This is a genomic window from Actinosynnema sp. NPDC020468, from assembly GCF_040642015.1.
Classification (GTDB): Bacteria; Actinomycetota; Actinomycetes; order Mycobacteriales; family Pseudonocardiaceae; genus Actinosynnema.
The window spans coordinates 1-26,880 of record NZ_JBFAEO010000077.1 but is presented as its reverse complement, the minus strand read 5'-3'; the positions used below and the strand labels follow the sequence as shown (position 1 = coordinate 26,880).

At 71.8% G+C, this 26,880-nt stretch carries 29 protein-coding genes, 1 pseudogene and 1 CRISPR repeat array; of the genes and pseudogenes, 25 read left to right on the top strand and 5 right to left on the bottom strand.

Annotated features, from left to right (window positions below; translation table 11 throughout):
- Nucleotides 1-191: 191 nt before the first annotated feature.
- On the bottom strand, nucleotides 192-770 hold the full coding sequence (locus tag AB0G50_RS34205; protein WP_360117625.1) for a DUF3515 domain-containing protein: 579 nt from the start codon (nucleotides 768-770) through the stop codon (nucleotides 192-194).
- 24 nt (nucleotides 771-794) lie between these two features.
- Nucleotides 795-1,028: an Lrp/AsnC ligand binding domain-containing protein gene (locus AB0G50_RS34200; RefSeq protein ID WP_360117622.1), complete on the bottom strand. Its 234-nt coding sequence runs from the start codon at nucleotides 1,026-1,028 to the stop codon at nucleotides 795-797.
- Nucleotides 1,029-1,125: 97 nt separating this feature from the next.
- Here AB0G50_RS34200 and AB0G50_RS34195 point away from each other — a divergent pair, with 97 nt between their 5' ends.
- The 5 genes from AB0G50_RS34195 to AB0G50_RS34175 all read left to right on the top strand — a co-directional run bounded on the left by AB0G50_RS34195 (nucleotide 1,126) and on the right by AB0G50_RS34175 (nucleotide 4,428).
- The gene (locus tag AB0G50_RS34195) at nucleotides 1,126-2,091 is read left to right on the top strand and encodes a thiamine-phosphate kinase (RefSeq protein WP_360117619.1); all 966 of its coding nucleotides are present in this window, start codon (nucleotides 1,126-1,128) and stop codon (nucleotides 2,089-2,091) included.
- 14 nt (nucleotides 2,092-2,105) lie between these two features.
- Nucleotides 2,106-2,576 (top strand): GNAT family N-acetyltransferase, encoded by a 471-nt coding sequence (locus AB0G50_RS34190; protein ID WP_360117616.1) that lies wholly within the window; start codon nucleotides 2,106-2,108, stop codon nucleotides 2,574-2,576.
- Complete coding sequence (locus tag AB0G50_RS34185) at nucleotides 2,576-3,103, top strand: gamma carbonic anhydrase family protein (protein ID WP_360117613.1); 528 nt, start codon at nucleotides 2,576-2,578, stop codon at nucleotides 3,101-3,103. Before AB0G50_RS34190 ends, AB0G50_RS34185 begins: the two co-directional genes overlap by 1 nt.
- Nucleotides 3,104-3,112: 9 nt before the next feature.
- Nucleotides 3,113-3,787: a uracil-DNA glycosylase gene (locus AB0G50_RS34180; RefSeq protein ID WP_360117610.1), complete on the top strand. Its 675-nt coding sequence runs from the start codon at nucleotides 3,113-3,115 to the stop codon at nucleotides 3,785-3,787.
- 125 nt (nucleotides 3,788-3,912) lie between these two features.
- Nucleotides 3,913-4,428, top strand: a complete 516-nt coding sequence (locus tag AB0G50_RS34175; RefSeq protein ID WP_360117607.1) for a hypothetical protein — start codon at nucleotides 3,913-3,915, stop codon at nucleotides 4,426-4,428.
- A gap of 91 nt (nucleotides 4,429-4,519) precedes the next feature.
- Here AB0G50_RS34175 and rpmB read toward each other — a convergent pair whose 3' ends face one another.
- Nucleotides 4,520-4,711 (bottom strand): 50S ribosomal protein L28, encoded by a 192-nt coding sequence (gene rpmB / locus AB0G50_RS34170; protein ID WP_360117628.1) that lies wholly within the window; start codon nucleotides 4,709-4,711, stop codon nucleotides 4,520-4,522.
- Between the two features lie 146 nt (nucleotides 4,712-4,857).
- Here rpmB and AB0G50_RS34165 point away from each other — a divergent pair, with 146 nt between their 5' ends.
- From AB0G50_RS34165 to AB0G50_RS34135, 7 genes are all read left to right on the top strand, one after another.
- Nucleotides 4,858-6,438: a DAK2 domain-containing protein gene (locus AB0G50_RS34165; RefSeq protein WP_360117604.1), complete on the top strand. Its 1,581-nt coding sequence runs from the start codon at nucleotides 4,858-4,860 to the stop codon at nucleotides 6,436-6,438.
- A gap of 14 nt (nucleotides 6,439-6,452) precedes the next feature.
- Nucleotides 6,453-9,194 (top strand): helicase-related protein, encoded by a 2,742-nt coding sequence (locus AB0G50_RS34160; RefSeq protein ID WP_360117601.1) that lies wholly within the window; start codon nucleotides 6,453-6,455, stop codon nucleotides 9,192-9,194.
- 8 nt (nucleotides 9,195-9,202) lie between these two features.
- Complete coding sequence (locus AB0G50_RS34155) at nucleotides 9,203-10,012, top strand: hypothetical protein (protein WP_360117598.1); 810 nt, start codon at nucleotides 9,203-9,205, stop codon at nucleotides 10,010-10,012.
- A gap of 10 nt (nucleotides 10,013-10,022) precedes the next feature.
- Nucleotides 10,023-10,148: a hypothetical protein gene (locus AB0G50_RS34150; protein ID WP_360117595.1), complete on the top strand. Its 126-nt coding sequence runs from the start codon at nucleotides 10,023-10,025 to the stop codon at nucleotides 10,146-10,148.
- A gap of 12 nt (nucleotides 10,149-10,160) precedes the next feature.
- The gene (locus tag AB0G50_RS34145) at nucleotides 10,161-10,814 is read left to right on the top strand and encodes a hypothetical protein (protein WP_360117592.1); all 654 of its coding nucleotides are present in this window, start codon (nucleotides 10,161-10,163) and stop codon (nucleotides 10,812-10,814) included.
- 125 nt (nucleotides 10,815-10,939) lie between these two features.
- Nucleotides 10,940-11,536 carry a snapalysin family zinc-dependent metalloprotease gene (locus AB0G50_RS34140; protein ID WP_360117589.1) on the top strand — a complete coding sequence of 199 codons (597 nt, stop codon included), beginning with the start codon at nucleotides 10,940-10,942 and terminating at the stop codon, nucleotides 11,534-11,536.
- 142 nt (nucleotides 11,537-11,678) lie between these two features.
- Nucleotides 11,679-12,578 carry a GntR family transcriptional regulator gene (locus tag AB0G50_RS34135; protein ID WP_360117586.1) on the top strand — a complete coding sequence of 300 codons (900 nt, stop codon included), beginning with the start codon at nucleotides 11,679-11,681 and terminating at the stop codon, nucleotides 12,576-12,578.
- Here the strand turns inward: AB0G50_RS34135 and AB0G50_RS34130 are convergent.
- Nucleotides 12,575-13,669 (bottom strand): hypothetical protein, encoded by a 1,095-nt coding sequence (locus AB0G50_RS34130; RefSeq protein WP_360117583.1) that lies wholly within the window; start codon nucleotides 13,667-13,669, stop codon nucleotides 12,575-12,577. The two genes, AB0G50_RS34135 and AB0G50_RS34130, sit on opposite strands and share 4 nt — an antisense overlap.
- Before the next feature lie 284 nt (nucleotides 13,670-13,953).
- On the opposite strand from AB0G50_RS34130, the gene AB0G50_RS34125 reads away from it, so the two are divergent.
- The 12 genes from AB0G50_RS34125 to mutM all read left to right on the top strand — a co-directional run bounded on the left by AB0G50_RS34125 (nucleotide 13,954) and on the right by mutM (nucleotide 25,473).
- Nucleotides 13,954-17,331, top strand: coding sequence for a pyruvate carboxylase (locus AB0G50_RS34125; protein ID WP_360117580.1), 3,378 nt, complete (start codon nucleotides 13,954-13,956; stop codon nucleotides 17,329-17,331).
- 73 nt (nucleotides 17,332-17,404) lie between these two features.
- Nucleotides 17,405-18,045: a CRISPR direct-repeat array (repeat unit 28 nt; unit sequence GGACCACCCCCGCGCGTGCGGGGAAGAC).
- Between the two features lie 407 nt (nucleotides 18,046-18,452).
- Nucleotides 18,453-19,538 carry an MBL fold metallo-hydrolase gene (locus AB0G50_RS34120; protein WP_360117577.1) on the top strand — a complete coding sequence of 362 codons (1,086 nt, stop codon included), beginning with the start codon at nucleotides 18,453-18,455 and terminating at the stop codon, nucleotides 19,536-19,538.
- The gene (locus tag AB0G50_RS34115; protein ID WP_360117574.1) at nucleotides 19,517-20,227 is read left to right on the top strand and encodes an SDR family oxidoreductase; all 711 of its coding nucleotides are present in this window, start codon (nucleotides 19,517-19,519) and stop codon (nucleotides 20,225-20,227) included. The genes AB0G50_RS34120 and AB0G50_RS34115 overlap by 22 nt, the downstream gene beginning before the upstream one ends.
- Nucleotides 20,228-20,232: 5 nt before the next feature.
- A complete protein-coding gene (gene rsmD, locus AB0G50_RS34110) occupies nucleotides 20,233-20,799 on the top strand; it encodes a 16S rRNA (guanine(966)-N(2))-methyltransferase RsmD (protein WP_360117571.1) in 567 nt (188 codons plus the stop codon).
- A 54-nt stretch (nucleotides 20,800-20,853) separates the two neighbouring features.
- Nucleotides 20,854-21,336: a pantetheine-phosphate adenylyltransferase gene (coaD, locus tag AB0G50_RS34105; protein ID WP_360117568.1), complete on the top strand. Its 483-nt coding sequence runs from the start codon at nucleotides 20,854-20,856 to the stop codon at nucleotides 21,334-21,336.
- A gap of 65 nt (nucleotides 21,337-21,401) precedes the next feature.
- On the top strand, nucleotides 21,402-21,818 hold the full coding sequence (locus AB0G50_RS34100; RefSeq protein ID WP_360117565.1) for a ribonuclease domain-containing protein: 417 nt from the start codon (nucleotides 21,402-21,404) through the stop codon (nucleotides 21,816-21,818).
- Nucleotides 21,819-21,904: 86 nt separating this feature from the next.
- Nucleotides 21,905-22,621, top strand: a complete 717-nt coding sequence (locus AB0G50_RS34095) for a DivIVA domain-containing protein (protein WP_360117561.1) — start codon at nucleotides 21,905-21,907, stop codon at nucleotides 22,619-22,621.
- Nucleotides 22,622-22,763: 142 nt separating this feature from the next.
- Nucleotides 22,764-23,351, top strand: coding sequence for a YceD family protein (locus tag AB0G50_RS34090; protein WP_360117558.1), 588 nt, complete (start codon nucleotides 22,764-22,766; stop codon nucleotides 23,349-23,351).
- Nucleotides 23,352-23,353: 2 nt separating this feature from the next.
- Nucleotides 23,354-23,536: a 50S ribosomal protein L32 gene (gene rpmF / locus AB0G50_RS34085; RefSeq protein ID WP_360117555.1), complete on the top strand. Its 183-nt coding sequence runs from the start codon at nucleotides 23,354-23,356 to the stop codon at nucleotides 23,534-23,536.
- Nucleotides 23,537-23,563: 27 nt separating this feature from the next.
- Nucleotides 23,564-24,370 (top strand): ribonuclease III, encoded by an 807-nt coding sequence (gene rnc / locus AB0G50_RS34080; protein WP_360117552.1) that lies wholly within the window; start codon nucleotides 23,564-23,566, stop codon nucleotides 24,368-24,370.
- 7 nt (nucleotides 24,371-24,377) lie between these two features.
- Nucleotides 24,378-24,608, top strand: coding sequence for a hypothetical protein (locus AB0G50_RS34075; protein WP_360117549.1), 231 nt, complete (start codon nucleotides 24,378-24,380; stop codon nucleotides 24,606-24,608).
- A gap of 10 nt (nucleotides 24,609-24,618) precedes the next feature.
- Nucleotides 24,619-25,473, top strand: coding sequence for a bifunctional DNA-formamidopyrimidine glycosylase/DNA-(apurinic or apyrimidinic site) lyase (gene mutM / locus AB0G50_RS34070; protein ID WP_360117546.1), 855 nt, complete (start codon nucleotides 24,619-24,621; stop codon nucleotides 25,471-25,473).
- Here the strand turns inward: mutM and AB0G50_RS34065 are convergent.
- Nucleotides 25,470-25,898: a MarR family transcriptional regulator gene (locus AB0G50_RS34065; RefSeq protein ID WP_360117543.1), complete on the bottom strand. Its 429-nt coding sequence runs from the start codon at nucleotides 25,896-25,898 to the stop codon at nucleotides 25,470-25,472. The genes mutM and AB0G50_RS34065 overlap by 4 nt on opposite strands.
- 236 nt (nucleotides 25,899-26,134) lie before the next feature.
- On the opposite strand from AB0G50_RS34065, the pseudogene AB0G50_RS34060 reads away from it, so the two are divergent.
- Nucleotides 26,135-26,794, top strand: a pseudogene (locus AB0G50_RS34060) (response regulator); the annotation flags it as partial.
- Between the last annotated feature and the right edge of the window lie 86 nt (nucleotides 26,795-26,880).

Genomic DNA, 26,880 nt, shown 5'->3' with positions numbered 1-26,880 from the left:
GCCCGCCAGAGGCAACCACATTTGGCACGGGGGCGCCGGCTTGGGAAATTAGTGTTGCGTCCTGAAAGTTGCGGCGCCCCCGTGCCAAATGTGGTTGGGCTTCGCCCGGGCCATACGGGAGGGAAACACAGCGCAGCGGGTTTGCGCTGCGCGCTTGGCTTGGCCCGGTTGTGTGTGTGCGGGGTGGAGGGTTACTGGCCCTGGGTGTCCACCTGTTGGCTTGGGAGGGTGTCCCTGATGGTGGTGGAGATGTCCTGTAGGGGGCCGGTTCCCGCGTCCGAGGGGACGGTCAGGGCGATGTAGGTGGGGCGGTCGACTACCCACCACGTGGCGTTTTCGCCGTCTGCCACCTCCAGCCACTGGACGTCCGAGATGACTCGGAGGGTGGCGGTCGGGGTCAGTTCCCGGGGGCGGTCCAGGCCGCAGCGCAGGACCAGGGGTTCGTGGGTGGCGTCGCCCCAGGCCAGGGCGCCGTCGGGGGCCGGGGTGGCCAGGTCTCGGCGCGGGAGGGTGGCGCCTGAGGAGAGGAGTTGCATCGGGAGTTTGCTCAGCAGGGTGGTGCACGTGTCCGACTTGGCGGCCGGTGCGGGGATCGGGACCAGGGCCAGGGGGCCCGTCTCGCCCTTCGACGGGGTTGCCGGTGTGTCGGCCGACGTGCCCAGGAACAAGCCCACGGCGGCCACGCCCGCCGCCAGGACGGCGGGCAGGCCGATTGCCACCGCGAGCAGCGGACGCGGGAGGAAGGAGGTGCGTTCCGGTTCCTGTGCCACGTCCGCTATGACAGCACGGGGCGGCTACAGGTGGACCACCGGGCAGGTCAGAGTCCGGGTGATGCCCTCCACGTTCTGGATGCGGGCGACCACCAGTTGGCCCAGTTGGTCGACGGTGTCGGCGTCGGCGCGGACGATGACGTCGTACGGGCCGGTGACGTCCTCCGCGGTGGACACGCCGGGGATGTCGGAGATCTCGGCCGCGACGGCGGCTGCCTTCCCGACCTCGGTCTGGATGAGGATGTATGCGTGCACCACGGCGTGCCCCTTCGTCGTGACAGGTCAGGTCGGGGTAGGAACGTGAGCAGCAACGTACCCCAGTCGGGGTTCCGAATGCTCAGAACGGGAGGCAATCGTGCGTCCGGAGCCGCCGCGCACTGCGGACACGGTCGCTGATGTGGGTGAGTTCGGTCTCATCCGCCGGGTGACCGCAGGTCGGACGCAGCCGCCCAGCACCCTGCTCGGGCCGGGTGACGACGCGGCCGTGGTCGCGGCGCCGGACGGTCGGGTGGTGGCGTCCACGGACGTCCTCGTCGAGGGCGTCCACTTCAGACTCGACTGGTCGTCCCCCGAGCAGGTGGGGCGCAAGGCCGCCGCGGTGAACCTCGCCGACGTGGCCGCCATGGGCGCGATGCCCACCGCGCTGCTCATCGGGCTCGCCTGCCCCGCCGACACGCCCACCGCGACGATCGAGGGCATCACGGCCGGTTTGTGGCAGGAGGCCGCCGCGGCGGGCGCGGGGGTCGTCGGCGGCGACATGGTGAGTTCCGCGACGTTGGTGATCTCGGTGACAGCGCTGGGCGACCTCAACGGGTACGAGCCCGTGACCCGCTCCGGCGCGCAGGTCGGCGACGTGGTCGCGGTCGCGGGTCGGCTCGGGTGGGCGGCGGCCGGCCTGGCCGTGCTCGGGCGCGGGTTCCGCTCGCCGGTGGCCGTGGTCAACGCGCAGCGGAACCCCGAACCCCCGTACGACGCGGGACCGCAGGCGGCCGCGGCCGGCGCCACGGCGATGATCGACGTGTCCGACGGCCTGCTGGCCGATCTCGGCCACATCGCCGAGGAGTCCGGCGTGGGCATCGACATCCGCACCGAGCTGCTCGAGGTGCACTCGCGGTTGATCGACGTCGCCTCGGCCCTGGGCGCGGACGCCCGGCACTGGGCGCTCACCGGCGGCGAGGACCACGCGTTCGCCGCCACGTTCCCCGAGCCCGCGGCGGTGCCCGAGGGGTGGCGCACGATCGGCACCGTCCGGCACGGCAGCGGGGTCACCGTCGACGGCCGGGCCTACGAAAAACCCCCTGGTTGGGAGCATTGGCGGTAGGTACGCTGAGCTGTGTGGAACTATGCACCAGGCCGTATGATCATCCAGACTCGGCGAAGTTGATCGCGGACCTCCAGCAGGTCTTCGTGGTGCGCTACGGCGGGCCGGACTCCACGCCGGTCGACCCGGCGCAGTTCAGCGCGCCGCGCGGGCACTTCCTCGTCGGCTACCTCGACGGCGCTCCGGTCGCCTGCGGCGGTTGGCGCTCGGTGCGGGAGGCCCAGGACTCGGTCGGCCCCGGCGACGCCGAGATCAAGCGGATGTACGTGGCGGAGGGCTTGCGCGGCAAGGGGTTGTCCCGCGTCGTGCTGGCCGCCCTGGAGGACGCCGCGCGGGCCACCGGCCACCGGCGGATGGTGCTCGAGACCGGCGACCGCCAGCCGGAGGCGATCGGGCTGTACGAGGCGACCGGCTACGTGCGCATCCCGAAGTTCGGCACCTACAAGGACACGCCCGAGAGCGAGTGCTTCGCGAAGGAGCTGTAGTGGCGCTCTACGCCTTGGGGGACAAGGAACCGGTGATCCACCCGGACGCCTACGTGCACCCGGACGCCACGGTGATCGGCGACGTCCGGCTCGGCGCCCACGCGTCCGTGTGGCCGCAGGCGGTGCTGCGCGGCGACTACGGCCGCATCGAGGTGGGCGAGCGGACCAGCGTGCAGGACGGCACGGTCGTGCACTGCACCGAGTTCCACCCGGTGTCGATCGGCGCGGACTGCGTGGTGGGGCACAACGTGCACATCGAGGGCGCGACCGTCGGCGACCGCTGCCTGATCGCGTCGGGATCGGTGGTGCTCAACGGGTCCGTGGTGGAGCGGGGCGCGGTGGTCGGCGCCGGCGCGGTGATCTCCTTCAACGGCCACGTGCCCGCGCGGTCCATGGCGCTCGGCGTGCCCGCCCGGATCCGCGAGGGCCACGTGGTGCCGGAGAACGCCTGGCAGTTCATCGTGGACAAGTACGTCGCGAACATTTCGGTGTACCGCGCGGGATTGCGCCGACTGGACTTGGGATAAAGTCCCGACGTGGCACGTCCCCTTGACGAAATCATGGAAGCCGGCTGGGCGCAGGCATTGGCGCCGGTGGCCGATCAGATCACGAAGATGGGCGATTTCCTGCGCGGCGAGGTGGCGGCCGGGCGGACATACCTGCCCGCCGGCGACAACGTGCTGCGGGCGTTCCAGCAGCCGTTCCACGGTGTGCGGGCGCTGATCGTCGGCCAGGACCCGTACCCGACGCCGGGGCACGCGGTGGGCCTGAGCTTCTCCGTCTCGCCCGAGACGAGGCCGATTCCCAAGAGCCTCCAGAACGTCTTCAAGGAGTACTCGGACGACCTGGGTCACCCGACTCCCGCCACCGGCGACCTGACGCCGTGGACCGAGCAGGGCGTGCTGCTGCTCAACAGCTCGCTGACGGTCCAGGCCCGCAAGTCCAACTCGCACCGGGGCAAGGGCTGGGAGATCGTCACCGAGCAGGCCATCAAGGCGCTCGCGGCCCGCGAGGAGCCGCTGGTGGCGATCCTGTGGGGTCGGCACGCGCGCAACCTCAAGCCGTTGCTCGGCCACTACCCGGCGGTCGAGTCGACGCACCCGAGCCCGATGGTGAGCGGCGGCGACTTCTTCGGCTCGCACCCGTTCAGCAAGGCCAACGCGCTGCTGGCCGAGCAGGGCGCGGCGCCGATCGACTGGAAGCTGCCGTAGTCGACGGCGGCCTTCCGCTCCCTGGACGGGTGAACTCGTCCACGGAGGAGTGATGTGACGAGTGTGGACACCCGGGGGAGGAATCCCATGAGGTGTCCACACCGCATCTGGAAGGACGTCGTCCGATGACACTCCGACGCTCGATCCCCGCCTGTGTGTTCGCCCTCGCCGCCGTGGCGCCGCTCGCCGGAGCCGGCACCGCCACCGCCGCGCAGGCGGAGAACGTGACCTTCACCGCGTACAACCGCAGCGTGCTCGTCGTGACCGATCCCGGCGACGTGGTGGCCGTGGCCGCGCCCGGCGTCGAGTTCGCCGACAACGCCAAGTGGCAGCTGAGCGCCCGCGGCGAGCCGACCACCATCTGGAACCCCTCCGGCAACGGCTGCCTCCAGACCGACCACGGCGTGCTCGCGCCCGACGCCGGGTTGAGGATCGGGCCGTGCCAGAACGCCGTGCCGTCGAAGTGGGTGGTCCGGGCGGTCGGCGAGGACGGGAAGTACGAGGTGTCGCCGGTCGAGGAGCCGGACCTGGTGGTCACGCTCGGCACGCCCACCTCCACGTCCGAGGACCGGCCGATCCAGCTGTCGGTGCGCGCCGACTCGGCGATCGAGAAGTGGACCGTCGCGACCTTCCAGGGCTGAGGCGCGAACCCGCCGCGGCACGGGTCCTGGGCACGAACGAAGGCCCCCGGGAGCTCTCCCGGGGGCCTTCGTCCAACGCTCGGACGCGACGTCAGCCGCGAACCACCTTGCCCGCCTTCAGGCACGAGGTGCACACGTTCAACCGCTGACGCTGCGAAGGGGACACCTTCGCGCGCACGGTCTGGATGTTCGGGTTCCACCGGCGGTTCGTGCGCCGGTTCGAGTGCGAGACCGACTTGCCGAAGCCCGGCCCCTTGCCACAGACGTCGCACACGGCAGCCACGTCAGCCACTCCTTCAGGTTAACTCACGGGTACTCACGCCCCGGCGGGCGCGCAAGCGTGCACAAGCCTCAGCCGGGCATGGCAACCACGTCAGGGTAGCCGGTGGGCCGTGAAGCCTCCAAACCGGGTCGAATACCCTCGCCGCCATGCAGGCTCTCGACGCGGTCGCGGTGCGCCAGTGGGCGGAGCACTGCGTCCGGTCGTTGGACGCCAACCGCGAGGACATCGACCGCATCAACGTCTTCCCGGTGGCCGACGGCGACACCGGGACCAACCTCCTGCACACCATGCGCTCGGGCCTGGACTCGCTGCTGCGGGCCCAGCCCAAGGACGTCGGCGCCGCGCTGTCCGCGCTGGCCAGGGGCGCGCTGGCGGGCGCGCGGGGCAACTCGGGCGTGATCCTGTCCCAGGTGCTGCGCGGGCTCGCGGAGGCCGCCTCGGGCGCGTCGACGGCCGGCGGCACGGCGATCCGCGCCGCGTTGCAGAAGGCGGACGTGCTGGCGACCGCGGCGGTGTCCGCGCCCTCGCCGGGCACCGTGCTGACCGTGCTGCACGCCGCCGCCGAGGCCGCCCGGGACTGCCCGTCCGACGAGTTGGACGCGGTGGTCACGGCCGCGGCGAAGGCCTCGGCGGGCGCGCTCGCGGACACCCCGCGCCAACTCGCGGTGCTGGCCAGGGCGGGTGTGGTGGACGCGGGCGGGCGCGGCCTCGTGGTGCTGCTGGACACCCTGGCCGCGGTGATCACCGGCGCGCCGGTGGCCGCCGCGACCGTGTCGTCGCCTCCCCGCCTGGCCGAGTCGCTGACCACGGCGCGCGAGGCGGGCAGCGCGGAGTACGAGTACGAGGTCATGTACCTGCTCGACGGCGCGCCGGACGTGCCGGTGCTCAAGGGCGCGCTGGCGGCGCTGGGCGACTGCGTGTCGGTGGTCGGCGACGGCACGGACCTGTGGACCGTCCACGTGCACTGCAACGACATCGGCGCGGCGATCGAGGCGGGCATCGCGCAGGGCCGTCCGCACCGCATCACGGTGGCCCGGTTCGCCGACCAGGTCGCCGCGCAGGCGCCGCGGTTCGTCCGGGACCGGGCGATCGTGGCGCTGGTCGAGGGCGAGGGCGTGGCCGCGCTGTTCCGGTCCGAGGGCGCGACGGTGGCGCCCCCGGACGCCGACCTGCTCGCGGTCGTCTCGGGCACCAGGGCAAGGCACGTCACCGTGCTGCCCGGTCGCGCGGACCTGCGCGAACCGCTGGCGCTGGTGGCGGCGCAGGCGGTCGCGGCCGGGCAGGACGCGGTGGTGGTGCCCACGTCCTCGCCGGTGCAGGCGCTGGCCGCGCTGGCCGTGCACGACCCGGCGCGGCGGCCGGGTGACGACGTGGTGGCGATGGCCGAGGCCGCGGCGGCGACCCGGCGCGGCGAGGTCGCGGTGTCCGACGGGGAGGCGATCACCTGGGTGGGCCGCGCCCGTCCGGGTGATCTGCTGGGCATGATGGACGGCGAGGTCGTGCTGATCGAGCCGGCCGGCGGCGAGGTGGTCGCGCTCGCGTGCCGGTTGGTCGACCGGATGCTCGCGGGCGGCGGCGAGCTCGTGACCGCGCTCCTGGGCGCGGACGCGCCGGCCGACCTGGAACGATCTCTGGAGGACCACCTCCGCGGCGCGCACCCGGAAGTGGACCTGGCCTGCTACCAGGGCGGACACCTCGGGGCGGTGCTCATTGTCGGTGTCGAGTAGTGGAATGGGCCGCGATGACGACCTTCGACGAGAACCTGGTGTCGGTGCTGGGCAAGAAGAGCGCCGACGCGCTGGAGTCCGGCCTCGGCCTGACCACGGTCGGTGACCTGCTGCGCCACTACCCGCGCCGCTACGACGAGCGCGGCAAGCTCACCGAGATCAAGGGCCTGGAACTGGGCGAGCACGCGACCGTGCAGGCCCGGGTCAAGAGCGCGCGCCAGCGCCGGATGAAGAGCCGCAACGGCGAGCTGCTGGAGGCGGTGATCACCGACGGGTCCTCGGATCTGCACCTGGTGTTCTTCGGCCGCGGCTCGCGCAAGATCGAGCGGGAACTGCTGCCCGGCCGCGAGGCGATGTTCGCGGGCAAGGTCGGCATGTTCAACGGCAAGCTCCAGCTGGCGCACCCGGACTACCAGGTGCTCGACGGCGAGGAGGCCGACTCGCTCGCGAAGTTCGCGGGCGCGTTCATCCCGGTGTACCCGGCGGCGCAGGGCATCCAGTCGTGGAACGTGTCCAACTGCGTCGAGCAGGTGCTGGCGCTGTGGGACGGCGTGGACGTGGACCCGCTGCCCGAGGACCTGCGCGCGGAACGCGGCCTGGTGCCGCTGGAGAAGGCCGTGCGGGACATCCACCGGCCCGACTCCTGGGCCGCGATCACCGTGGCGCAGCAGCGGTTGAAGTGGGACGAGGCGTTGGCCGTGCAGCTGACCCTGGCGCAGCGCCGGCGGTCGACCACGGCGCGGCCGGCGCCCGCGTGCCCGCGCCGGCCGGACCGGGTGCGGGACGCGTTCGACGGGCGGCTGCCGTTCGAGCTGACGGCCGGTCAGGTCGAGGTGGGCGAGCAGATCGCCGAGGACCTGTCCGGCGAGCACCCGATGAACCGGCTGTTGCAGGGCGAGGTCGGCTCGGGCAAGGCCCAGCCGCTGGACGCGCTCGTGCTGACGCCGGAGGGGTTCCGGCCGATGGGGTCGCTCGCGGTCGGCGACCCGGTGGTGGCCGCGGACGGGTCGGTGACCGAGGTCGTCGGCGTGTTCCCGCAGGGTGAGCGCGAGGTCTACCGGGTGGTGCTGTCCGACGGCCGCGCCGTCGAGTGCGACCTGGAGCACCTGTGGTCGGTGCGGGTGGACGGCGAGTGGCGGGTGCTGCCGCTGAGCGCGTTCGCGGGCTCGCCGTGGGAACTGCCGTTGATCACCGCGCCCGACCTGGTCGGCTCGTCGGCCGCGCAACGCTTGCAGGAGTTGAAGGAGCTGCTCGCGGCGGGCGTCGAGGAGGGCGCGCGCGAGCTGGTCGAGTCGCTGGGCGGGGTGTGGCAGGACGGTCCGCGGTTGCCCGCGCACCTCGGGGTGGCCGCGACCCCGGAGCCGCGGCGGTTCGTCGTGCGGGTCGAGCACGTGGGCCGCAAACCCGTGCAGTGCATCGCGATCGCGCACCCGGACCGGCTCTACGTGACCGACCACCACGTCGTCACGCACAACACGATGGTCGCGCTGCGGGCCATGCTCCAGGTGGTCGACGCGGGTCGGCAGGCGGCGATGCTCGCGCCGACGGAGGTGCTGGCCGCGCAGCACGCCCGGTCGTTGCGCGACCTGCTGGGCGACCTCGGTCAGGCGGGCGAGCTGGGCGGCGCGGAGCACGCGACGCGGGTGACCCTGCTGACCGGCTCGATGGGCGCGCCGGCGCGGAAGAAGGCGATGCTGGAGATCGTGTCCGGCGAGGCCGGGATCGTCGTCGGCACGCACGCGCTGATCCAGGACCGGGTGGAGTTCGCCGACCTCGGCCTGGTCGTGGTGGACGAGCAGCACCGGTTCGGCGTCGAGCAGCGGGCCGCGCTGAGCGGGCGGTCCGGCGGGTCGACGCCGCACGTGCTGGTGATGACCGCGACGCCGATCCCGCGCACCGTGGCCATGACGGTGTACGGCGACCTGGAGGTGTCCGCGCTGCGCGAACTGCCGCGGGGCCGTTCGCCGATCAGCACGTCCGTGGTGCCGCTCGCGGAGAAGCCCGCGTGGCTGGACCGGGCGTGGGCGCGGATCCACGAGGAGGTCGGCAAGGGGCACCAGGTGTACGTGGTGTGCCCGCGCATCGGCGACGGCGCGGCGGAGGACGAGGAGCCGCCTAAGGAGGGCAAGGAGCCCGACCGCCGTCCGCCGCTGGCCGTGGTGGACGTGGCGAACCGGTTGGCCGCCGGACCGTTGCGGGGCCTGCGGATCGACATCCTGCACGGCCGGATGCCGCCGGAGGACAAGGACACCGTGATGCGGGCGTTCGCGGCGAACGAGGTGCAGGTGCTGGTCGCCACCACGGTGGTCGAGGTCGGCGTGAACGTGCCCAACGCCACCGTCATGGTGATCATGGACGCGGACCGGTTCGGGGTGAGCCAGCTGCACCAGCTGCGCGGTCGGGTCGGCCGGGGCAGCGCGCCCGGGTTGTGCCTGCTCGTCACCGAGATGCCGGACGGCACCTCGACCATGGAGCGGCTGCGCGCGGTCGAGTCCACCCTGGACGGTTTCGAGCTGGCGCAGCTGGACCTGGAGCTGCGCCGCGAGGGCGACATCCTCGGCGCGGCCCAGTCCGGTCGGCGGTCGGGGTTGAAGATGCTGTCGCTGCTGCGCGACGAGGACGTGATCGCGGAGGCGCGCGAGGTGGCGCGGGACGTGGTCGAGGTCGACCCGGACCTGGCGCGGCACCCCGGTTACGCGTCGCTGGTGGCCGGCCTGCTGGACGCCGAGAGCGCCCGCTACCTGGAGAAGGCATAGTTGTGGACGTGCGCCGCCTGCTGCTGCCCCTCCTCCCGCTCGTGCTCGTCGCCTGCTCGTCGGGCACGCCGACGACCGCGCCGTCGGAGTCGAACCAGCCCAAGGGCGACCTCGCGGTGCTCGCCGAGCGCATCGACCAGCGCCGCGCGGAGCTGAAGACGACCCGCTTCCACACCGTCGGGTTCGCCTCGGACGGCGACGCGACCGAGGTGCGCAACACGGTCGACGGCTCGGTGCGGCAGGAGTCGTCCGGGTTGACCGGCACGATGACGATGGACGTGACGACCGGCGCGCAGCCCGCGAAGAAGATCGACCTGGTGCTGGTGGCCGACGGCGTCTACGTGCACGTGGACGGCGCGCCGATGCCCGAGGGCAAGAAGTGGGGCTACTACAGCCGCGACCGCAGCGGCGACCTCTCGGCCCTGCTGCGCGGTTTCGGGCCGGGCGCGACGGTCGGCGCGGAGCTGGACTACGTGCAGCCGCGCGCGGCGCTGATCCTGGACCGGGTCGACGAGCCGGTCGGCGGCACCCCCGCCACCCGGTACGACCTGGTGGTCGACCCGCAGAAGATGGCGAAGGTCATCCAGGACCCGGACATCCAGCTCCAGCACACCCAGCTCGCCGAGTACGGCGTGAAGATCGCGGCGTCGGTGTGGGTGGACAACACGGGCGCGCCGCTCAAGGCCGAGTACACGTTCACGTTGAACGACAAGGTCGTGAAGCAGTCGTCCAGCACCTTCGAGGACTGGGGCAAGCCGATCGACGTCCCGGTGCCCGCCGAGGCGGAGACGATCCCGGCGGAGCAACTGCCCCAGTAGGGTCCGGCGGGTGTTCCGCCTCGCCGCCGCCGTGCTCACGACCGTCCTGGTCGCCTCCTGCGCCACCTCCGCGCCCGTCGCCGTGCCGTCCGCCACCGCGCCCGCCGGGGTCGACCTGGCGGCGATCGGCGCGTAGGCCCGCGACCGGATGACCGGGAAGGGGTCCGTCCGCTACGTGACGACCCTGGTGTCGACCGAGGACGGGATCCGGACCACGACCGAGCTGAGCGGCGTGTGGCGGCACGACGAGGTCGGCACGTGGGCGTCGATGCGGCTGCGCCGGGTGCCGGAGAAGGGCGGGGAGACCCGGGCCAGGGACACCGACCAGTGGGCGGTGGTGGCGGGCGACCAGCCCGCGCAGTACCTCGGTCGGCTCGGCGGCTGGGGGATGAACACCCGCGTCGAGGACGAGCCGGCGTTCCTGGACCCGGCGGTCGCGGTGGTCGCCGGGGTGCGGGAGAAGCCCGCGGCGGGCACGCCGGCCACCCGCTACGACCTGACCGTGACGACGTCCGCCGCCGCGGCCCGGTTGGCGGACGAGGACCGGCGCGAGCGGTACGGGAAGTCGGGCGCGCCGACGTTCACCGCGTCCTACTGGATCGACGCGGACGGGTTGCCGGTGAAGGCGGTCTACCGGTGGCCGTTCCGCGAGAACGAGGAGTGGACCACGGTGTTCGGCGGTCGGGGCGCGCCGGTGGAGATCGCAGAGCCACCGGTCGAATCGCGGAAACAACGCAATTCGGACACCCTGGACCAGGGGGAATCCTTGCCCGGAATGGTGGGCTCGTCAAGCCGCCGATGAGGTTGGTTATTCCCCGTCCTTTTCATACTAAAGACGGGTGCACTCGAGCGTGTCCGCTCCAATACGTTGGGTGACAAGCCCCTCGCGGCTTCCCTGCATTCTCCCTGTGTTTGCGAGGAGTCACCTTGTTCAAGAAGATCATCACCACGGCCGCCGTCGCGGCCGCCGTCGTCGTCGCGCCCCTGACCGCCGGTCAGGCGTCGGCCGCGCCCGCGCCGCAGGCCCCGGCCGCCGCGCTCGCGACCACCGTCTACTACGACACCACCAGCGCGCCGACCTTCGCCGCCCAGATCCGGCAGGGCGCGGCGAACTGGAACTCGCGCGTCAGCAACGTCAAGCTGGTGGAGCGCAAGGGTTCCGCGTCCCTCAAGTACTACGAGGGCAACGACTCGCGCGGCTCGTACGCCAGCACGAACGGCCACGGCAGCGGGTACATCTTCATCGACTACACCCAGGCCCGCCAGTACAACCAGACGCGCATCACCGCGCACGAGACCGGCCACGCGCTCGGTCTGCCGGACCACTACTCCGGCCCGTGCTCCGAGCTGATGTCCGGTGGCGGCCCCGGCACGTCGTGCACCAACGCCTACCCGAACTCGACGGAGGCCTCCCGGGTGAACAGCCTGTGGGCCAACGGTCTCGCGGCGAACTCCTCGGAGTGGACGCTCACGATCTTCGACCCGGCGCTCGCGGCGGCCGCACCGGCCGCGCACGTCGCCTGACGATCGGCTGATCGACGCGGGGTGGTGGCCTTCCTGACGGCCGCCACCCCGCGTCGTCGTCACCGGACCCTTCGACGTACGCCGTAAGTGCTACTCTGCGCTGGTCAAAGGCAGGGCCGCACTAGTGCATCGGGGATGAGTCGTGACGCAGCCGGCGCCGTTCCAGCGGATCGCGGCCGAGTTGCGCCGACGCGTGGTCGAGGGCGAACTCGCGCCCGGCGACCGGGTGCCGTCGACCCGCGCCATCGTCAAGGAGTGGGGCGTCGCGATGGCCACCGCGACGAAGGTGCTGGCCGTGCTGCGCGACGAGGGCCTGACCCACGTCGAGCCGGGTGTGGGCACCGTGGTGGCGCACCAGGCCCGGCGCAAGCCGACCGGCGACCGCGAGCTGACCCGCGACCGGGTGGTGGCGGCGGCCGTGGCGATCGCCGACGCGGAGGGCCTCGCGGCACTGTCCATGCGCACCGTCGCGGCGCGACTCGGCGTGGCGACCATGTCGCCGTACCGGTACGTGGGCGGCAAGGACGAGCTGATCGCCCTGATGGCGGACGCGGCGTTCGGCGAGGTCCCGTTCCCGCCCGAACCGGAGCACTGGCGCACCGCGCTGGAGGTCGGCGCGCGTGCGCTGTGGACGGTGCACCGGGCGCACCCGTGGCTCGCCCAACTGGGCCCGATCACCCGGCCGCTGGTGATGCCGAACCTGCTGGCCTACTCGGAGTGGATGCTGCGCGCGCTGTCCGGGCACGGGTTCGACGCGGCGACGATGCTGAACCTCAACGTGCTGCTGTACGGCCACGTCCAGGGGTTGGCCGTGCACCTGGAGCGCGAGGCGAACGAGGCGAGCGCGTCGGGGATGTCCGACGAGCAGTGGCTCGACTCCCAGGAGTGGCGGCTGGCCGAGTTCGTGACACCGGCCGCGCACCCGACGTTCACCGCCGTGCTGGCCTCGCTCACCGACTCGGGCTTCGACCTCGACCTGGACCTGCTGTTCGACCTGGGACTGACCGCGATCCTGAACCACGTCGAGTCCCTGGCCCGCTAACCCTTCGGCTTGGGCAGCTGCTTGGTGGGCTCGTCGCCCTCGCCCTCCAGCGGCGCGAGGCTCGCGACCGCCTTCACGACCGCCTCCTGCACCGCGGACACCTGCTCGGACAACGACTTGCGGGCGGTGCGGAGCTCGGTGAGCTTGCGCTCGGCGGCCGTGGTGCGGCGGTCGGCGTGCGCGTCCGCGTCGGTGATCGTCTTCTCCGCGCGCGCGTTCGCCTCGGCGACCGCCTTCTCCGCCTTGGCCAGGGCTTCGGCCTCGAGCTCGGCCAGCGCCTTCCCGGTTTCGGCGGTCAGCGCCGCCGCGTCCGCGCGCGCCTTCTCCAGCAGCGCGGCGGCCTCGGACTTCGCCTCGACCACGTGCACCTCGTGCTCCTTGCGCAGCGTGGTGCGGAGTTCGTCGTACTCGCGGTCCAGGTCGTCGTGGTAACCCTTGTACTTCTTCTCCAGGTCGCCCCGGCGCTTCTCCAGGTCCGCGCTCTTCTTGTCGTACTCGGCCACGACGCGCTCGCGGTCGGCGCGGGTTTCCGCGAGCAGGGCGCCGTGCTCGGCGGTCAGCTTCGCCCGCTGCTCCTCGAAGGACTTCTCCAACTCGGCCCGGCGCTCGCCGAACGCCTTCTCCAGCTCGGCCACCCGCTGCTGGTCCGCGGCCTCCAGGTGCCGGCGGCGGTCCTCGAGCTCGGCCATCGCGCGCTGGTGCGCGGCGCGGCCCTCGCCCGCGGACCGGTCGGCCTCGGCGCGGGTCTGCTGGGCGGCGTCGAGGGCGGCCTTGCGGATGTCGGAGATCTCCTCCTCCGCCAGCGTCATCATCACGCGCACCCGCTCCGTGACGTTCGACGCGTTGACAGGCGTGTTCGCCAGCCGTTCGACCCGTTGTCGGGCGTCGGAAAGCTCACTGCGCGTGACGCCCAGCTGCCCGGTCAGCTGTGCCACCTGGGCCGTGGCCGCCTCCAGCGCGCCCGTCGCCTTCTTGAGGTCGTTCTCCAGGCGGTTCACGCGTTCGAGCACCTGCCGCTGGTTGTAACCGCGCAGCACGACGTCGAAATGAGTGCGGGCAGCAGGCTGCCCCGTTCCTTCAGCCCCGGCCATGTCCCAACCCTACCGAGATGTCGTCCGAACCCGTCACCCGAACCAGCGAACGGAGTGTAACGGCTCAGTGATCCAGCGCTAACGGACTGCGTCCGCGCAGGGGCTGCGCCGAGAGCGCGCACAGGGGAGAATCCCTCCGCACAACCCCAGGTGGGACCGGACTTGACCGGATGAGTCACCGATCACGATGACGTCCGTCACGTGAGATGGAACTCCCGACAGGCGGGACACACACGGTAACGTGCCTTGATTGACCAGCCGAGTGATCCGGGAGGGAACGCCGAATGTTCCGCAAGGTCCTTGTCGCCAACCGCGGCGAGATCGCGATCCGGGCTTTTCGCGCCGCCTACGAGCTGGGTTCCGGCACGGTTGCGGTGTTCCCCCACGAGGACCGCAACTCGTTGCACCGCTTGAAGGCGGACGAGTCCTACGAGATCGGCGAGCCCGGCCACCCGGTCCGGGCCTACCTGTCGGTGGCCGAGATCATCAAGGCCGCCAAGAAGGCGGGCGCCGACGCGGTCTACCCCGGTTACGGCTTCCTGTCGGAGAACCCCGAACTGGCCCAGGCCTGCGCCGACTCCGGCATCACGTTCGTCGGCCCGCCGACCGACGTGCTGGAGCTGACCGGCAACAAGGCCCGCGCGATCGCCGCCGCCCGCGAGGCGGGTCTGCCGGTGCTGCGGTCGAGCGAGCCCTCCAGCGACATCGACGCGCTGGTCGCGGCCGCCGAGGGCATCGACTTCCCGGTGTTCGTCAAGGCCGTCGCCGGCGGTGGCGGTCGCGGCATGCGGCGGGTCGAGGACCCGGCCGCGTTGCGCGAGTCGCTGGAGGCCGCGTCCCGCGAGGCCGAGTCCGCGTTCGGCGACCCGACGGTGTTCCTCGAGCAGGCCGTGATCGAGCCGCGGCACATCGAGGTGCAGATCCTCGCCGACGGCGTCGGCAACGTGATCCACCTCTTCGAGCGCGACTGCTCCGTGCAGCGGCGGCACCAGAAGGTCATCGAGATCGCGCCCGCGCCGAACCTCGACCCCGAGCTGCGGGCCCGGATGTGCGAGGACGCGGTCAAGTTCGCGCGGCACATCGGGTACCGCAACGCGGGCACCGTCGAGTTCCTGCTCGACCCGCAGGGCCGCTACGTGTTCATCGAGATGAACCCGCGCATCCAGGTCGAGCACACGGTCACCGAGGAGGTGACCGACGTCGACCTCGTGCAGTCGCAGATGCGCATCGCCTCGGGCGAGACGCTGGACGACCTGGGCCTGTCGCAGGACTCCGTGCAGCTGCGCGGCGCCGCGCTCCAGTGCCGCATCACCACCGAGGACCCGGCCAACGGGTTCCGCCCGGACACCGGCATGATCAGCGCCTACCGCTCGCCGGGCGGCTCGGGCATCCGGCTGGACGGCGGCACGACCGGCGCGGGCACCGCCATCGGCGCGCACTTCGACTCGATGCTGGTGAAGCTGACCTGCCGCGGCCGCACGTTCGCCGCCGCCGTGGCCCGCTCCCGCCGCGCGGTCGCCGAGTTCCGCATCCGCGGCGTGTCCACGAACATCCCGTTCCTCCAGGCGGTGCTGGACGACCCGGACTTCTACGAGGGTCGCGTCACCACGTCGTTCATCGAGAAGCGCCCGCAGCTGCTCACCGCGCGCACGCCCGCCGACCGCGGCACGCGCGTCCTGACCTACCTCGCCGACGTGACGGTGAACAAGCCCAACGGCCCGCGCCCGGCCGCGGTCGACCCCCGGGACAAGCTGCCCGAGGCCGACCTGTCCGCCGAGCCGCCCGCCGGGTCCAAGCAGAAGCTGGTCGAGCTCGGCCCCGAGGGCTTCGCCCGGTGGCTGCGCGAGAGCAAGGCGCTGGGCGTCACCGACACGACGTTCCGCGACGCCCACCAGTCGCTGCTCGCCACCCGGGTCCGCACCAAGGACCTGCTGGCCGTGGCGCCGCACGTGGCCCGGTTGACGCCGCAGCTGCTGTCGCTGGAGGCGTGGGGCGGCGCGACGTACGACGTGGCGCTGCGGTTCCTGGCCGAGGACCCGTGGGACCGGTTGGCCGCGCTGCGCGAGGCGGTACCGAACATCACGTTGCAGATGTTGCTGCGCGGTCGGAACACGGTGGGCTACACGCCGTACCCGGAGGCGGTGACGACCGCGTTCGTCGAGGAGGCGACCGCGACCGGCATCGACATCTTCCGGATCTTCGACGCGCTCAACGACGTCGAGCAGATGCGGCCCGCGATCGAGGCCGTGCGGGCGACCGGGACGGCCGTCGCCGAGGTGGCGCTGTGCTACACCTCGGACCTGTCCAACCCGAACGAGAAGCTGTACACGCTGGACTACTACCTGCGGCTGGCCGAGCAGATCGTGTCGGCGGGCGCGCACGTGCTGGCGGTCAAGGACATGGCGGGTCTGCTCCGGCCGCCCGCCGCGGCGAAGCTGATCGCCGCGCTGCGGTCCGAGTTCGACCTGCCGGTGCACCTGCACACGCACGACACGGCCGGTGGCCAGCTGGCGACCTACCTCGCCGCGATCGGGTCCGGTGTGGACGCGGTCGACGGCGCGGCGGCGTCCATGGCGGGCACCACCTCGCAGCCGCCGCTGTCCGCGATCGTGGCGGCGACGGACTACACCGACGTGCAGACCGGGCTCGACCTCCAGGCGGTGTGCGACCTCGAGCCGTACTGGGAGGCCGTGCGCAAGGTCTACGCGCCGTTCGAGTCCGGCATCCCGGGCCCGACGGGTCGCGTGTACCACCACGAGATCCCCGGCGGTCAGCTGTCGAACCTGCGCACCCAGGCGGTCGCGCTCGGGCTCGGGCAGAAGTTCGAGGAGATCGAGTCCATGTACGCGGCGGCCGACCGGATGCTCGGCCGGCTGGTCAAGGTGACGCCGTCGTCCAAGGTCGTCGGCGACCTGGCGCTGCACCTGGTGGGCGCGGGCGTGTCGCCGAAGGAGTTCGAGGCCGAGCCGGGCAAGTTCGACATCCCGTCGTCGGTGATCGGGTTCCTGTCCGGCGAGCTGGGCGACCCGCCCGGCGGCTGGCCGGAGCCGTTCCGCAGCAAGGCGTTGCAGGGCCGTGCCGCGCCGAAGGGCGTCGCCGAGCTGTCCGAGGACGACGAGAAGGGCCTGGAGACGGCCCGCCGCGCCACGCTGAACCGCCTGCTGTTCCCCGCGCCGACCAAGGAGTACCTGGCGCACCGGGAGGCCTACGGCGACACGAGCGTGCTGCGGTCGAAGGACTTCTTCTACGGCTTGAAGCCGGGGGAGGAGTACTCGGTCGACCTGGAGCCGGGCGTGCGACTGCTGATCGGCCTGGAGGCCATCGGCGAGGCGGACGAACGCGGCATGCGCACCGTGATGGCCACCCTGAACGGCCAACTCCGCCCGATCTCGGTCCGCGACCGCTCGGTCGCGGCGGAGATCCCGGCCGCGGAGAAGGCCGACCGCTCGAACCAGAACCACGTCGCGGCCCCGTTCGCGGGCGTGGTGACGCCGTCGGTGGAGGAGGGCGCGTCGGTCGACGCCGGGCAGACCGTGGCGACGATCGAGGCGATGAAGATGGAGGCCGCCATCACCGCCCCCAAGGCCGGTGTGGTGAAGCGGCTGGCGGTGCGCGGGGTGCAGCAGGTGGAAGGCGGCGACCTGCTGATCGTGCTGGAGTAGCGCGGACTTGAGCGAAGGCCGGGCACCTCGGATTCCTCGAGGCCGCCCGGCCTTCGCCGTTCCCGAAGGACGTGTCACGACCCCGCGTGCGCGGGGAAGACTCGTGGGCCGACGGCCTCCCCGGCGACGAGGACGGACCACCCCCGCGCGTGCGGGGAAGACTGTGCGACCGGCCGGCCCCGCATGTCCGTGGCGGGACCACCCCCGCGCGTGCGGGGAAGACCGCCGTGATCTGGATGCGCACCGTGCGACCGTCGGGACCACCCCCGCGCGTGCGGGGAAGACGAGTTCCGGTTCGGTCAGCTGTGGCAGGTGGCGGGACCACCCCCGCGCGTGCGGGGAAGACCGGGTGGTCGAGTCGGACGCCCTCGGTCTGGGGGGACCACCCCCGCGCGTGCGGGGAAGACTGGTACCCGATCAGGAGCTGGTGGGAAGGCGAGGGACCACCCCCGCGCGTGCGGGGAAGACGCGGCTGGCGCGACCGAAGACGGGTCGTGGGAGGGACCACCCCCGCGCGTGCGGGGAAGACACGAAGGGCCGGGAGCTCTCACCCTCCCGACCCGGACCACCCCCGCGCGTGCGGGGAAGACACCTGGCCGGCCTACGGCGGAACGGACGTCTCGGGACCACCCCCGCGCGTGCGGGGAAGACGGAACCATCGGCGGCACTGGCACCCACACGCTTGGACCACCCCCGCGCGTGCGGGGAAGACACTTCGTGAACTGCGGCGTTGCCGGCCGACACCGCGGTTTTCGTTCGGTTCCCCGCGTCGTGCCCGGCAACTTGGGCTGTGCAGAACTGTACGGAGTCGTGAGGTGAGGCGTGGCGGATCGTGCCCGGCATGTCGGCTACCGCGAGATCGCGGACGATCTGCGTTCGCGCATCGACTCCGGGGAGTTGGCTCCCAGGTCCGCGGTGCCGGGTGAGAACGAACTGACGGCGAGGACGGGGTGCCCAGCCGGTGGTGATGGGCCGGGCTGACCATGACCGGGTGGCGCGCCCTCGACCCTCGGGCACGCCTTGCCCTGACGGGTGAAGGTCGGGTGGCGAAGTGGTGCCCTCGGGAGTGCGGTGTTCGTCTCACGGGGAACCCCCGTGTTCCGGGAGGCGTTGGAGGTCGCATGAAGAAGGTTGCAGCAGCCCTGGTGGGACTCGCCGCGGGCGCGGTCGCGTGGGGGTTGCGCGATCTGCCCGCGCAGTTGGGCGCCAAGCCCTCGCCGGCGAAGGTCGGGCGGTCGGCGCGCTACCGGGACGGGAAGTTCCGCAATGCCGCCGTCACCACGACCATGCCTCCCGGCAGCGCCTCGGAGACCTTGCGGGAGTTGGTGTTCGGCAAGCAGCAGCGCAAGCCCGTCGGGCGGGTGCCGCTGGTCGGCAAGGCGCCGGGTGACACGTCCGACGGGTTGCACGTCACCTGGTACGGGCACGCGTCGGCGTTGGTCGAGATCGACGGTGCGCGGATCCTGCTCGATCCCGTGTGGAGCGATCGGTGTTCCCCCTCGCAACTCGTCGGGCCCAAGCGGCTCCACGCGGTGCCGCAGAGCATCGAGGAGGTCGGGCCGGTGGACGCGGTGGTCATCTCGCACGACCACTACGACCACCTGGACCTCGACACCGTCCGCGCCATCGCGCGCGACCAGGACGCCGTGTTCGTCGTGCCGCTGGGCATCGGCGACCACCTGCGCAAGTGGCGCGTCCCCGAGCACCGGATCGTGGAACTGGACTGGGACGAGCGGCACGAGGTCGCCGGTGTCACGCTCGTCGCCACCGCCGCGCAGCACTTCTCCGGTCGCGGCTTCAAGCGCGACGTGACGCTCTGGGCGTCGTGGGTGATCAAGGGCCCGCGGCACCGCGTGTACTACAGCGGCGACACCGGGTACTTCGACGGGTACGCGCGGATCGGCGCGGAGCACGGGCCGTTCGACGCCTCGCTGATCCAGATCGGCGCGTACGGCGTGGGCTGGCCGGACATCCACATGACGCCCGAGGAAGGCGTGCGGGCGCACCGCGACGTGCGGGGCGGCCTGCTGATCCCGGTGCACTGGGGCACGTTCAACCTCGCGCTGCACGACTGGACCGAGCCCGTCGACCGGGTGTGGCGGGAGACCAAGGCGCACGAGGTGCCCCTCGTGGTCCCGAAGCCGGGCGAGCGGATCGACGTGGCGAACCCGCCTACGGTGGACGGATGGTGGCAAACACTCGTCTGAGGACCGCGATCGTCACCGGAGGGGGCACCGGCATCGGCCGGGCCGTCGCCGAGGCGCTGATCGCGGACGGCCTGGAGGTCGTGATCACGGGACGTCGGGCCGACGTCCTGGAGCGGACCGCGAAGGAGATCGGGGCCCGGGCCGTCGACTTCGACGCGGCCGACCCCGAAGCGGTGACCCGCGCGCTCGACCGGCTGCCGTCCGAAGTGGACGTCCTGGTCAACAACGCGGGCGGGGTCGTGCAGGGGCGCGACCTCAAGGAGACCTGGCTCGCCAACTACGAGCTGAACGTGGTCACGGCGGTGCTGGTGACCGAGGCGCTCAAGCCGCGGCTCGCGCAGCACGCGCGGATCGCGACGATCGGGTCCATCGCCGCGCGCAAGGGCGCGGGCTCCTACGGCGCGGCGAAGGCGGCGCTGGAGGCGTGGACGGCCGACCTGGCGTTCGCGCTCGGGTCGCGCGGCGTGACGGCGAACCTGGTCGCACCCGGCTACATCGACGACACCGAGTTCTTCGGCGACACGATGACCGACGAACGCCGCACCTGGCTGGTCGGCAGCACGGCCAACGGCCGGGCGGGCACACCGGCGGACGTGGCGTCCGTCGTGGCGTTCCTCACCTCGCCCGCCGCCGGCCACATCACCGGCCAGGTGGTGCCGGTGAACGGCGGCGCGAACCTGGCACGATAGCCGGCGTGACGAGGATCGTGGCGGGTGTCGCGGGCGGACGACGGCTCCAGGTGCCGCCCGCGGGCACCCGTCCGACCTCGGACCGGGTGCGCGAGGCGCTGTTCAGCTCGCTGGAGGTGCTCGTGGACCTCGACGGCGCCCGGGTCCTCGACCTCTACGCGGGTTCCGGCGCGCTCGGGCTGGAGGCGCTGTCCCGCGGCGCCGCGCACGCCGCGTTCGTGGAGTCGGACAAGCGGGCGGCCGACGTGCTGCGGTCGAACGCCCGCGCGCTGGGCCTGCCGGGCGCGGAGGTGCTGCACCGGACGGCCGAGTCGGCGCTGGCGGTACCCGCGCAGACCCCGTACGACGTGGTCTTCGCCGACCCGCCGTACTCGGTCTCCGACGAGCAGTTGGCGAAGGTCGTGCACGCGCTGGTCCGCAACGGGTTCACCGCCGCGGGGTCGCTGCTGGTCGTGGAACGCGCGTCGAGGTCGCCCGAACCGATCTGGCCCGCGGGGCTGGAATCCTTGCGCACCAAGCGATATGGGGACACGGTGCTGTACTGGGCCGAGCACGTCGACACCCCCGGGTGATGCGGAACACGCACCGGAGGGACATCGTCCGATCGGGTGCTACCGTCCGAAACCATGACGCGTGCCGTGTGCCCCGGCTCCTACGACCCGGCCACCAACGGACACCTGGACATCATCGGCAGAGCGGCGAAGCTCTTCGACGAGGTCGTCGTCGCCGTGCTCATCAACAAGAACAAGAAGACGCTCTTCTCCGTCGAGGAGCGCACCGAGATGTTGCGCGAGGTCACCGCGCAGTGGCCGAACGTGCGGGTCGACTCGTGGCACGGGCTGCTGGTGGACTACTGCCGGGAGAACGACATCCAGGCCATCGTGAAGGGCCTGCGCGCGGTCAGCGACTACGACTACGAGTTGCAGATGGCGCAGATGAACCACCAGCTCACCGGCGTCGAGACGCTGTTCATGCCGACGAACCCGATCTACAGCTTCCTGGCCAGCTCGCTGGTGAAGGACGTGGCGACCTACGGCGGCGACGTGTCCACCCTGCTGCCGCCGACGATCATGGCCCGGTTGAGCCAGCGGCTCGCCGAGCGCCGCTGAGCGGACACCGCGGGTTCACGTCTCGGTGGTCGCGCGATCACCCCGCGTGACTACCGTCGGGGTGCATGAGCATCCTCCAGCGCGCCACCACCGTGGTGCTGTCCCTGCTGCTCGTCCTCGTCGGCGCGGTCCTGCCGGTCACCGCCGCGCCGGCCGCCCTCTCCCCGCTCGCGGCGTGCGGCGACACGTCCGGGTTCACCAGGGTCGCCCTGTCCAGCCTGCCGAGCCAGGCGACCGACACGGTGCGGCTGATCCAGCGCGGCGGTCCGTACCCGTACCCGCAGGACAACCAGACGTTCCAGAACCGCGAGGGCATCCTGCCGTCCTGCGCGACCGGGTACTACCGCGAGTACACGGTGAAGACGCCGGGCAGCTCCACCCGCGGCGCGCGCCGGATCATCACCGGCAACGCCTCCCCGAAGCTCTACTTCTACACCGCCGACCACTACGCGTCGTTCGTGCTGGTGGACGTCTCGCGCTAGGACACACCCCGCCGATCTCCCCGCTCGGGGGAGATCGGCAGGGCACACTGGGTCCGGTAGCTGTTGTGGGCGCGAGGAGTGGTGACGTGTACCGGGTGTTCGAAGCCCTCGACGAGCTGGTCACGATCGTCGAAGAGGCGCGGGGCGTGCCGATGACCTCCGGCTGCGTCGTGCCGCGCGGCGACGTGCTCGAACTGCTTGACGACGTGCGCGACGCCATCCCGGCGGAGCTGGACGACGCCCAGGACGTGCTCGACCACCGCGACGAGCTGGTCGGCAAGGCGCAGCACGAGCTGGAGGCCGTCACCAGCAAGGCGCGCGCGGACGCGGACCGGATCACCAACGAGGCGCAGCACGAGGCCGAGCGGATGCTGTCCGAGGCACGCGCGCGCGCCGAGCGGATGGTGGCCGAGGCCGAGGACCAGGCGCAGCGCACGGTGTCCGCCGGCCGCCAGGAGTACGAGGAGCTGGTGGGCCGCGCGCACTCCGAGGCCGACCGCATGGTCCAGGCCGGCCGGGCGAACTACGAGCGCGCGATCGAGGAGGGCCGGGCGGAGCAGGCGCGCCTGGTCGACGGCACCGAGGTCGTGCAGGCCGCGCACGCCGAGTCCGCCCGGGTGCTCGACGCGGCGCAGGCCGAGTCGCACCGGCTGCGCAGCGAGTGCGACGCGTACGTGGACGGCAAGCTCGCCGACTTCGAGGACCTGCTCGCGCACACCCTGCGCAGCGTGGGCAAGGGCCGCTCGCACCTGCGCGGCCCGGCCGTGGCGTCCGCCGCCGCGCCGTTCGACTACCACGACTGACCGGTGGTCGACACCGGCCGAAGGGTCGGTCCACGAGGGGTTCGCGGGCCGTTCACCTGCCGATTTCACGCTGGGGGCGGTTGTCCCGTACCCTTGATTGGCTGGCCGTGGCAAGTCGCCTTCCCCAGCAAAACCACACATCATGCCTGAACACCGTCACGCCTCCGCGCGTCCCTCAGTCACCGGGCCCTGGGTCATCGACACCAGGGACATCGGTCGTCGAGCGGGCTCTTCCCGCGCCTACCAAAGGTCCGTCCCCGCCGAGGGACTGGGCCTGGAAGGCGTGATCGCCGTTCCGGCGGGCGGCGAGGTCCGGTTGGACCTGCTGCTCGAGTCGGTGGTCGAAGGCGTGCTCGTGACCGGCACGGCGTCGACGCACGTGGCCGGGGAGTGCTCGCGCTGCCTGGACCCGCTGACCGACGACGTCGAGGTGACGTTGACCGAGCTCTACGCGTACCCGGACAGCGCCACCGACGAGACGACCGAGGAGGACGAGGTCTCCCGCTTGCAGGACGACCTGGTCGACCTCGAACCGGTGGTGCGCGACGCCCTCGTGCTCGCGCTGCCGCAGGTACCGCTGTGCTCGCCGGACTGCCTCGGGCTGTGCGTCGACTGCGGCGGAAGGCTGGCCGATCTCGGCCCTGACCACGGGCATGAGACGATTGACCCCCGGTGGGCTGCTCTGCGCGAGCAGTTCGGCGGGAATCGTGACAATCCAGAGGAGAACTAGTCGTGGCCGTCCCGAAGCGGAAGATGTCGCGCTCGAACACGCGCTCGCGCCGCGCTCAGTGGAAGACGTCGGCTGTGCACCTGGTGGCCTGCTCGAACAAGGCTTGCCGCCAGCCGAAGCCCCAGCACGTCGCCTGCCCGGCCTGCGGCCAGTACGACGGCCGCCAGGTCGTCCAGCCGGCCTGATCTCCCTGGCGAAGGTAGCGGCGAACAGTGGGGGGTAGGTCGTCGCGCGGTCGGTCCGCAGACCGCGCCCCGTTGCTCGAAGCGCTCGGCGTCCACCTGGACGCCGAGCTGCTCACGCTCGCGCTCACGCACCGGTCCTACGCGTACGAGAACGGCGGTCTGCCGCCGAACGAACGCCTGGAATTCCTCGGTGACGTGGTGCTCGGGCTCGTGGTCACGGATCACCTGTACCGGACTCATCCCGAGCTGCCCGAGGGGCAGCTTGCCAAGCTCCGCGCGAGCGTGGTGAACATGCACGCGTTGGCGGGCGTGGCCCGCGGGTTGGGTGAGGACGGTCTGGGCGGGCACCTGTTGCTCGGTCGTGGCGAGGAACTGACCGGCGGCAGGGACAAGGCGAGCATCCTCGCCGACGGCCTCGAAGCCGTCATCGGCGCGGTGTACCTGCAATACGGCATCGACACCGCGCGTCAACTGGTCCACCACCTCTTCGACCCGCTGTTGGCCGAGGCGCCGTTGCGCGGCGCGGGGTTGGACTGGAAGACCAGTCTTCAGGAGCTGACCGCGTCGGCGGGCCTGGGTGTCCCGGAGTACCGGGTCGACGACCAGGGGCCGGACCACCGCAAGGAGTTCACCGCGACGGTGCTCGTCGGTGGCCAGGCGCACGGAACCGGCGACGGTCGTACGAAGAAGGAAGCCGAGCAGAAGGCGGCCGAGGCCGCCTACCGCGTGCTGCACGAACGCGTCCGCGCCGAGAAGGAGGCGGCAGCGTCCGGAAACGGGCACGCTCCCGGCGGTTCCACCACACCGCAGACCTCATCCACCGAGGAAGACTGACGCCGTTATGTATGCCACCAACGTCCGGATCAACCGGCGTGCGCGCCACACGCGTCCGTCCCGCCCCCTGAACGCCTCCCGCAGCGGCGGCATCCAGGGTCTGGTGCTCGTGCGGGACACCACCCAGGCGGGTGGCTGGACGCTCCGTCCGACCAAGCCGCAGGCCGCCGCGTACGAACTCCTGGAGGAGTTGGAGCGCGCCGGGGCCGAGCAGGCCGCCGACACCACCGAGGACTGATCACCCGACCGTGCCCGAGTTGCCTGAGGTAGAGGTCGTCCGCCGCGGGCTGCACGAGCACGTCGCGGGCCGGACCGTCGCCGCGGTCCAGGTCCTGCACCCCCGAGCGATCCGCCGCCACCTCCCCGGTGCGGCGGATTTCGCCGTTCGGCTGACCGGCCAGCGGATGGACGCGGCCCGTCGGCGCGGCAAGTACCTGTGGGTGGACCTGTCCGGCGGCGACGCGCTGCTCGCCCACCTGGGCATGAGCGGCCAGATGCTGGTGCAGCCCGCCGACGCGCCCGACGAGAAGCACCTCCGGGTCCGGGTGTCCTTCGAGGACGGTGGCCCGGAGCTGAGGTTCGTCGACCAGCGCACGTTCGGCGGCCTCGCGCTGGCCGAGGTGGTGGAGGTCGACGGCACCGCGCTGCCCGAGCCGGTGGCGCACATCGCCCGCGACCCGATGGACCCCGCGTTCGACCTCGACGCGGCGGTGGCGGCGTTGCGGAGGCGCCGCACCGAGGTCAAGCGGGCACTGCTCGACCAGACCCTGGTGTCCGGGGTGGGCAACATCTACGCCGACGAGGCGCTGTGGCGGACGCGGCTGCACGGGTTGCGGCCGACGGCGAAGCTGACCAGGGCCAAGGGCGTGGAGCTGGTGGAGCACGCCGCCCGGGTGATGCGGGAGGCGTTGGGAGAGGGCGGCACCTCGTTCGACGCGCTCTACGTGAACGTGAACGGGCAATCGGGGTATTTCGACCGTTCGCTGGCCGTCTACGGGCAGGAGCGCAAGCCCTGCAAGCGGTGCGGCACGGCGGTGGTCCGCGAGCCATTCATGAACAGGTCGTCGTATTCGTGTCCCCGGTGCCAGCCCCGGCCCCGTTAGCGATCCGCGAGTCGGCGCAACAGCGGTGTGATCGAACGCAGCTTCGCCAGTTCTTCCTCGGAAAGCTGGGAAAGGCGTGCCGAGAGCAGTTCCGCCTCGCCGTGCGCGAGTGACGCGATGGTGTCGCGACCCGCGCCGGTGAGTTCCACGATGGTGGCGCGGCCGTCGGCCGGGTCGGCTTCGCGACGCACGAGACCGCCCGACTCCAGGCCGGTGACCACGGTCGTCGCGGTCGGCTGGGAGCAGAGCGCGCGCACCGCGATCTCGCCGATCCGCATCGGACCCAGGCTGGCGAGTTCGGAGAGCACCAGCAGTTGGGTCGGTTGGAGGCGTTTCACAGGTGTGGCCTGGCGCAGACTGCGGACCAGTCGGTGCACGGCGACCACGAGTTGTAACGCGTCCTGATTGGTCACACTGGCGGTCATGGGTGACCTCCTCGTGGCTCACTCGCAGTGAGCAGTTGTCCGAATTCGGACAGGACATTCGCACTATCGCAGTACTCCTGTCCAGCGAAGTGATTCATTCGCACCCGTATGTACCCAAGCGGTCCCGCATTCGTGCGGAAAGTGCTCCGACGGCGCAGTGCGAATGCCTCTGGCGCGAACCGTCAAGAGGGCGTAAGGAGTCCGCCGTCCGCCGCGCCGGAGCGTAGTGTCGCAGCGTGACGAAGGTGCTCGTGGTCGACGACGAACCGCAGATCGTGCGGGCGTTGCGCATCAACCTGTCGGCGCGCGGCTACCAGGTGCTGACGGCCGAGTCGGGCACGGCGGCGTTGCGCGCGGCGGCCGACGGGAAGCCGGACGTGGTGGTGCTCGACCTGGGGCTGCCCGACGTCGACGGCAACCAGGTGATCGCGGGGCTGCGCGGCTGGACCACGGTGCCGATCATCGTGCTGTCCGCCCGGACCGACTCGACCGACAAGGTCGAGGCGCTGGACGCGGGCGCGGACGACTACGTGACGAAGCCCTTCGGGATGGACGAGCTGTTGGCCCGGCTGCGCGCGGCGGTGCGCCGGTCGACGGTGCCCGCGGAGGGCGAGGACGCGGTGGTGTCCACGTCGTCGTTCACCATCGACCTGGCGGCCAAGAAGGTGCACAAGGACGGCGCCGAGGTGCACCTGACGCCCACCGAGTGGGGCCTGCTGGAGGTGCTGGCGCGCAACCGGGGCCGGCTGGTGGCGCAGAAGCAGCTGTTGCAGGAGGTCTGGGGCCCGGCCTACGCCAAGGAGACCCACTACCTCCGGGTGTACCTGGCACAGCTGCGCCGCAAGCTCGAACCCGAACCCTCCCGCCCCCGGCACCTGGTGACCGAAGCGGGCATGGCCGACTGGTCGGGGCCGAGTCGGCGGTTGACGCCCACCCGCCCGCCGGGGATGAAGGAACCCTGTCGATCACCGTGGACCACCAC

Coding starts and splice junctions, on each gene's coding strand:
- AB0G50_RS34175 (WP_360117607.1), top strand. CDS start 3,913: ATGACACTCCGACGCTCGATCCCCGCCTGTGTGTTCGCCCTCGCCGCC.
- AB0G50_RS34165 (WP_360117604.1), top strand. CDS start 4,858: ATGCAGGCTCTCGACGCGGTCGCGGTGCGCCAGTGGGCGGAGCACTGC.
- AB0G50_RS34160 (WP_360117601.1), top strand. CDS start 6,453: ATGACGACCTTCGACGAGAACCTGGTGTCGGTGCTGGGCAAGAAGAGC.
- AB0G50_RS34145 (WP_360117592.1), top strand. CDS start 10,161: ATGACCGGGAAGGGGTCCGTCCGCTACGTGACGACCCTGGTGTCGACC.
- AB0G50_RS34130 (WP_360117583.1), bottom strand. CDS start 13,669: ATGGCCGGGGCTGAAGGAACGGGGCAGCCTGCTGCCCGCACTCATTTC.
- AB0G50_RS34125 (WP_360117580.1), top strand. CDS start 13,954: ATGTTCCGCAAGGTCCTTGTCGCCAACCGCGGCGAGATCGCGATCCGG.
- AB0G50_RS34120 (WP_360117577.1), top strand. CDS start 18,453: ATGAAGAAGGTTGCAGCAGCCCTGGTGGGACTCGCCGCGGGCGCGGTC.
- AB0G50_RS34115 (WP_360117574.1), top strand. CDS start 19,517: ATGGTGGCAAACACTCGTCTGAGGACCGCGATCGTCACCGGAGGGGGC.
- coaD (WP_360117568.1), top strand. CDS start 20,854: ATGACGCGTGCCGTGTGCCCCGGCTCCTACGACCCGGCCACCAACGGA.
- AB0G50_RS34100 (WP_360117565.1), top strand. CDS start 21,402: ATGAGCATCCTCCAGCGCGCCACCACCGTGGTGCTGTCCCTGCTGCTC.
- AB0G50_RS34090 (WP_360117558.1), top strand. CDS start 22,764: ATGCCTGAACACCGTCACGCCTCCGCGCGTCCCTCAGTCACCGGGCCC.
- AB0G50_RS34075 (WP_360117549.1), top strand. CDS start 24,378: ATGTATGCCACCAACGTCCGGATCAACCGGCGTGCGCGCCACACGCGT.
- AB0G50_RS34065 (WP_360117543.1), bottom strand. CDS start 25,898: ATGACCGCCAGTGTGACCAATCAGGACGCGTTACAACTCGTGGTCGCC.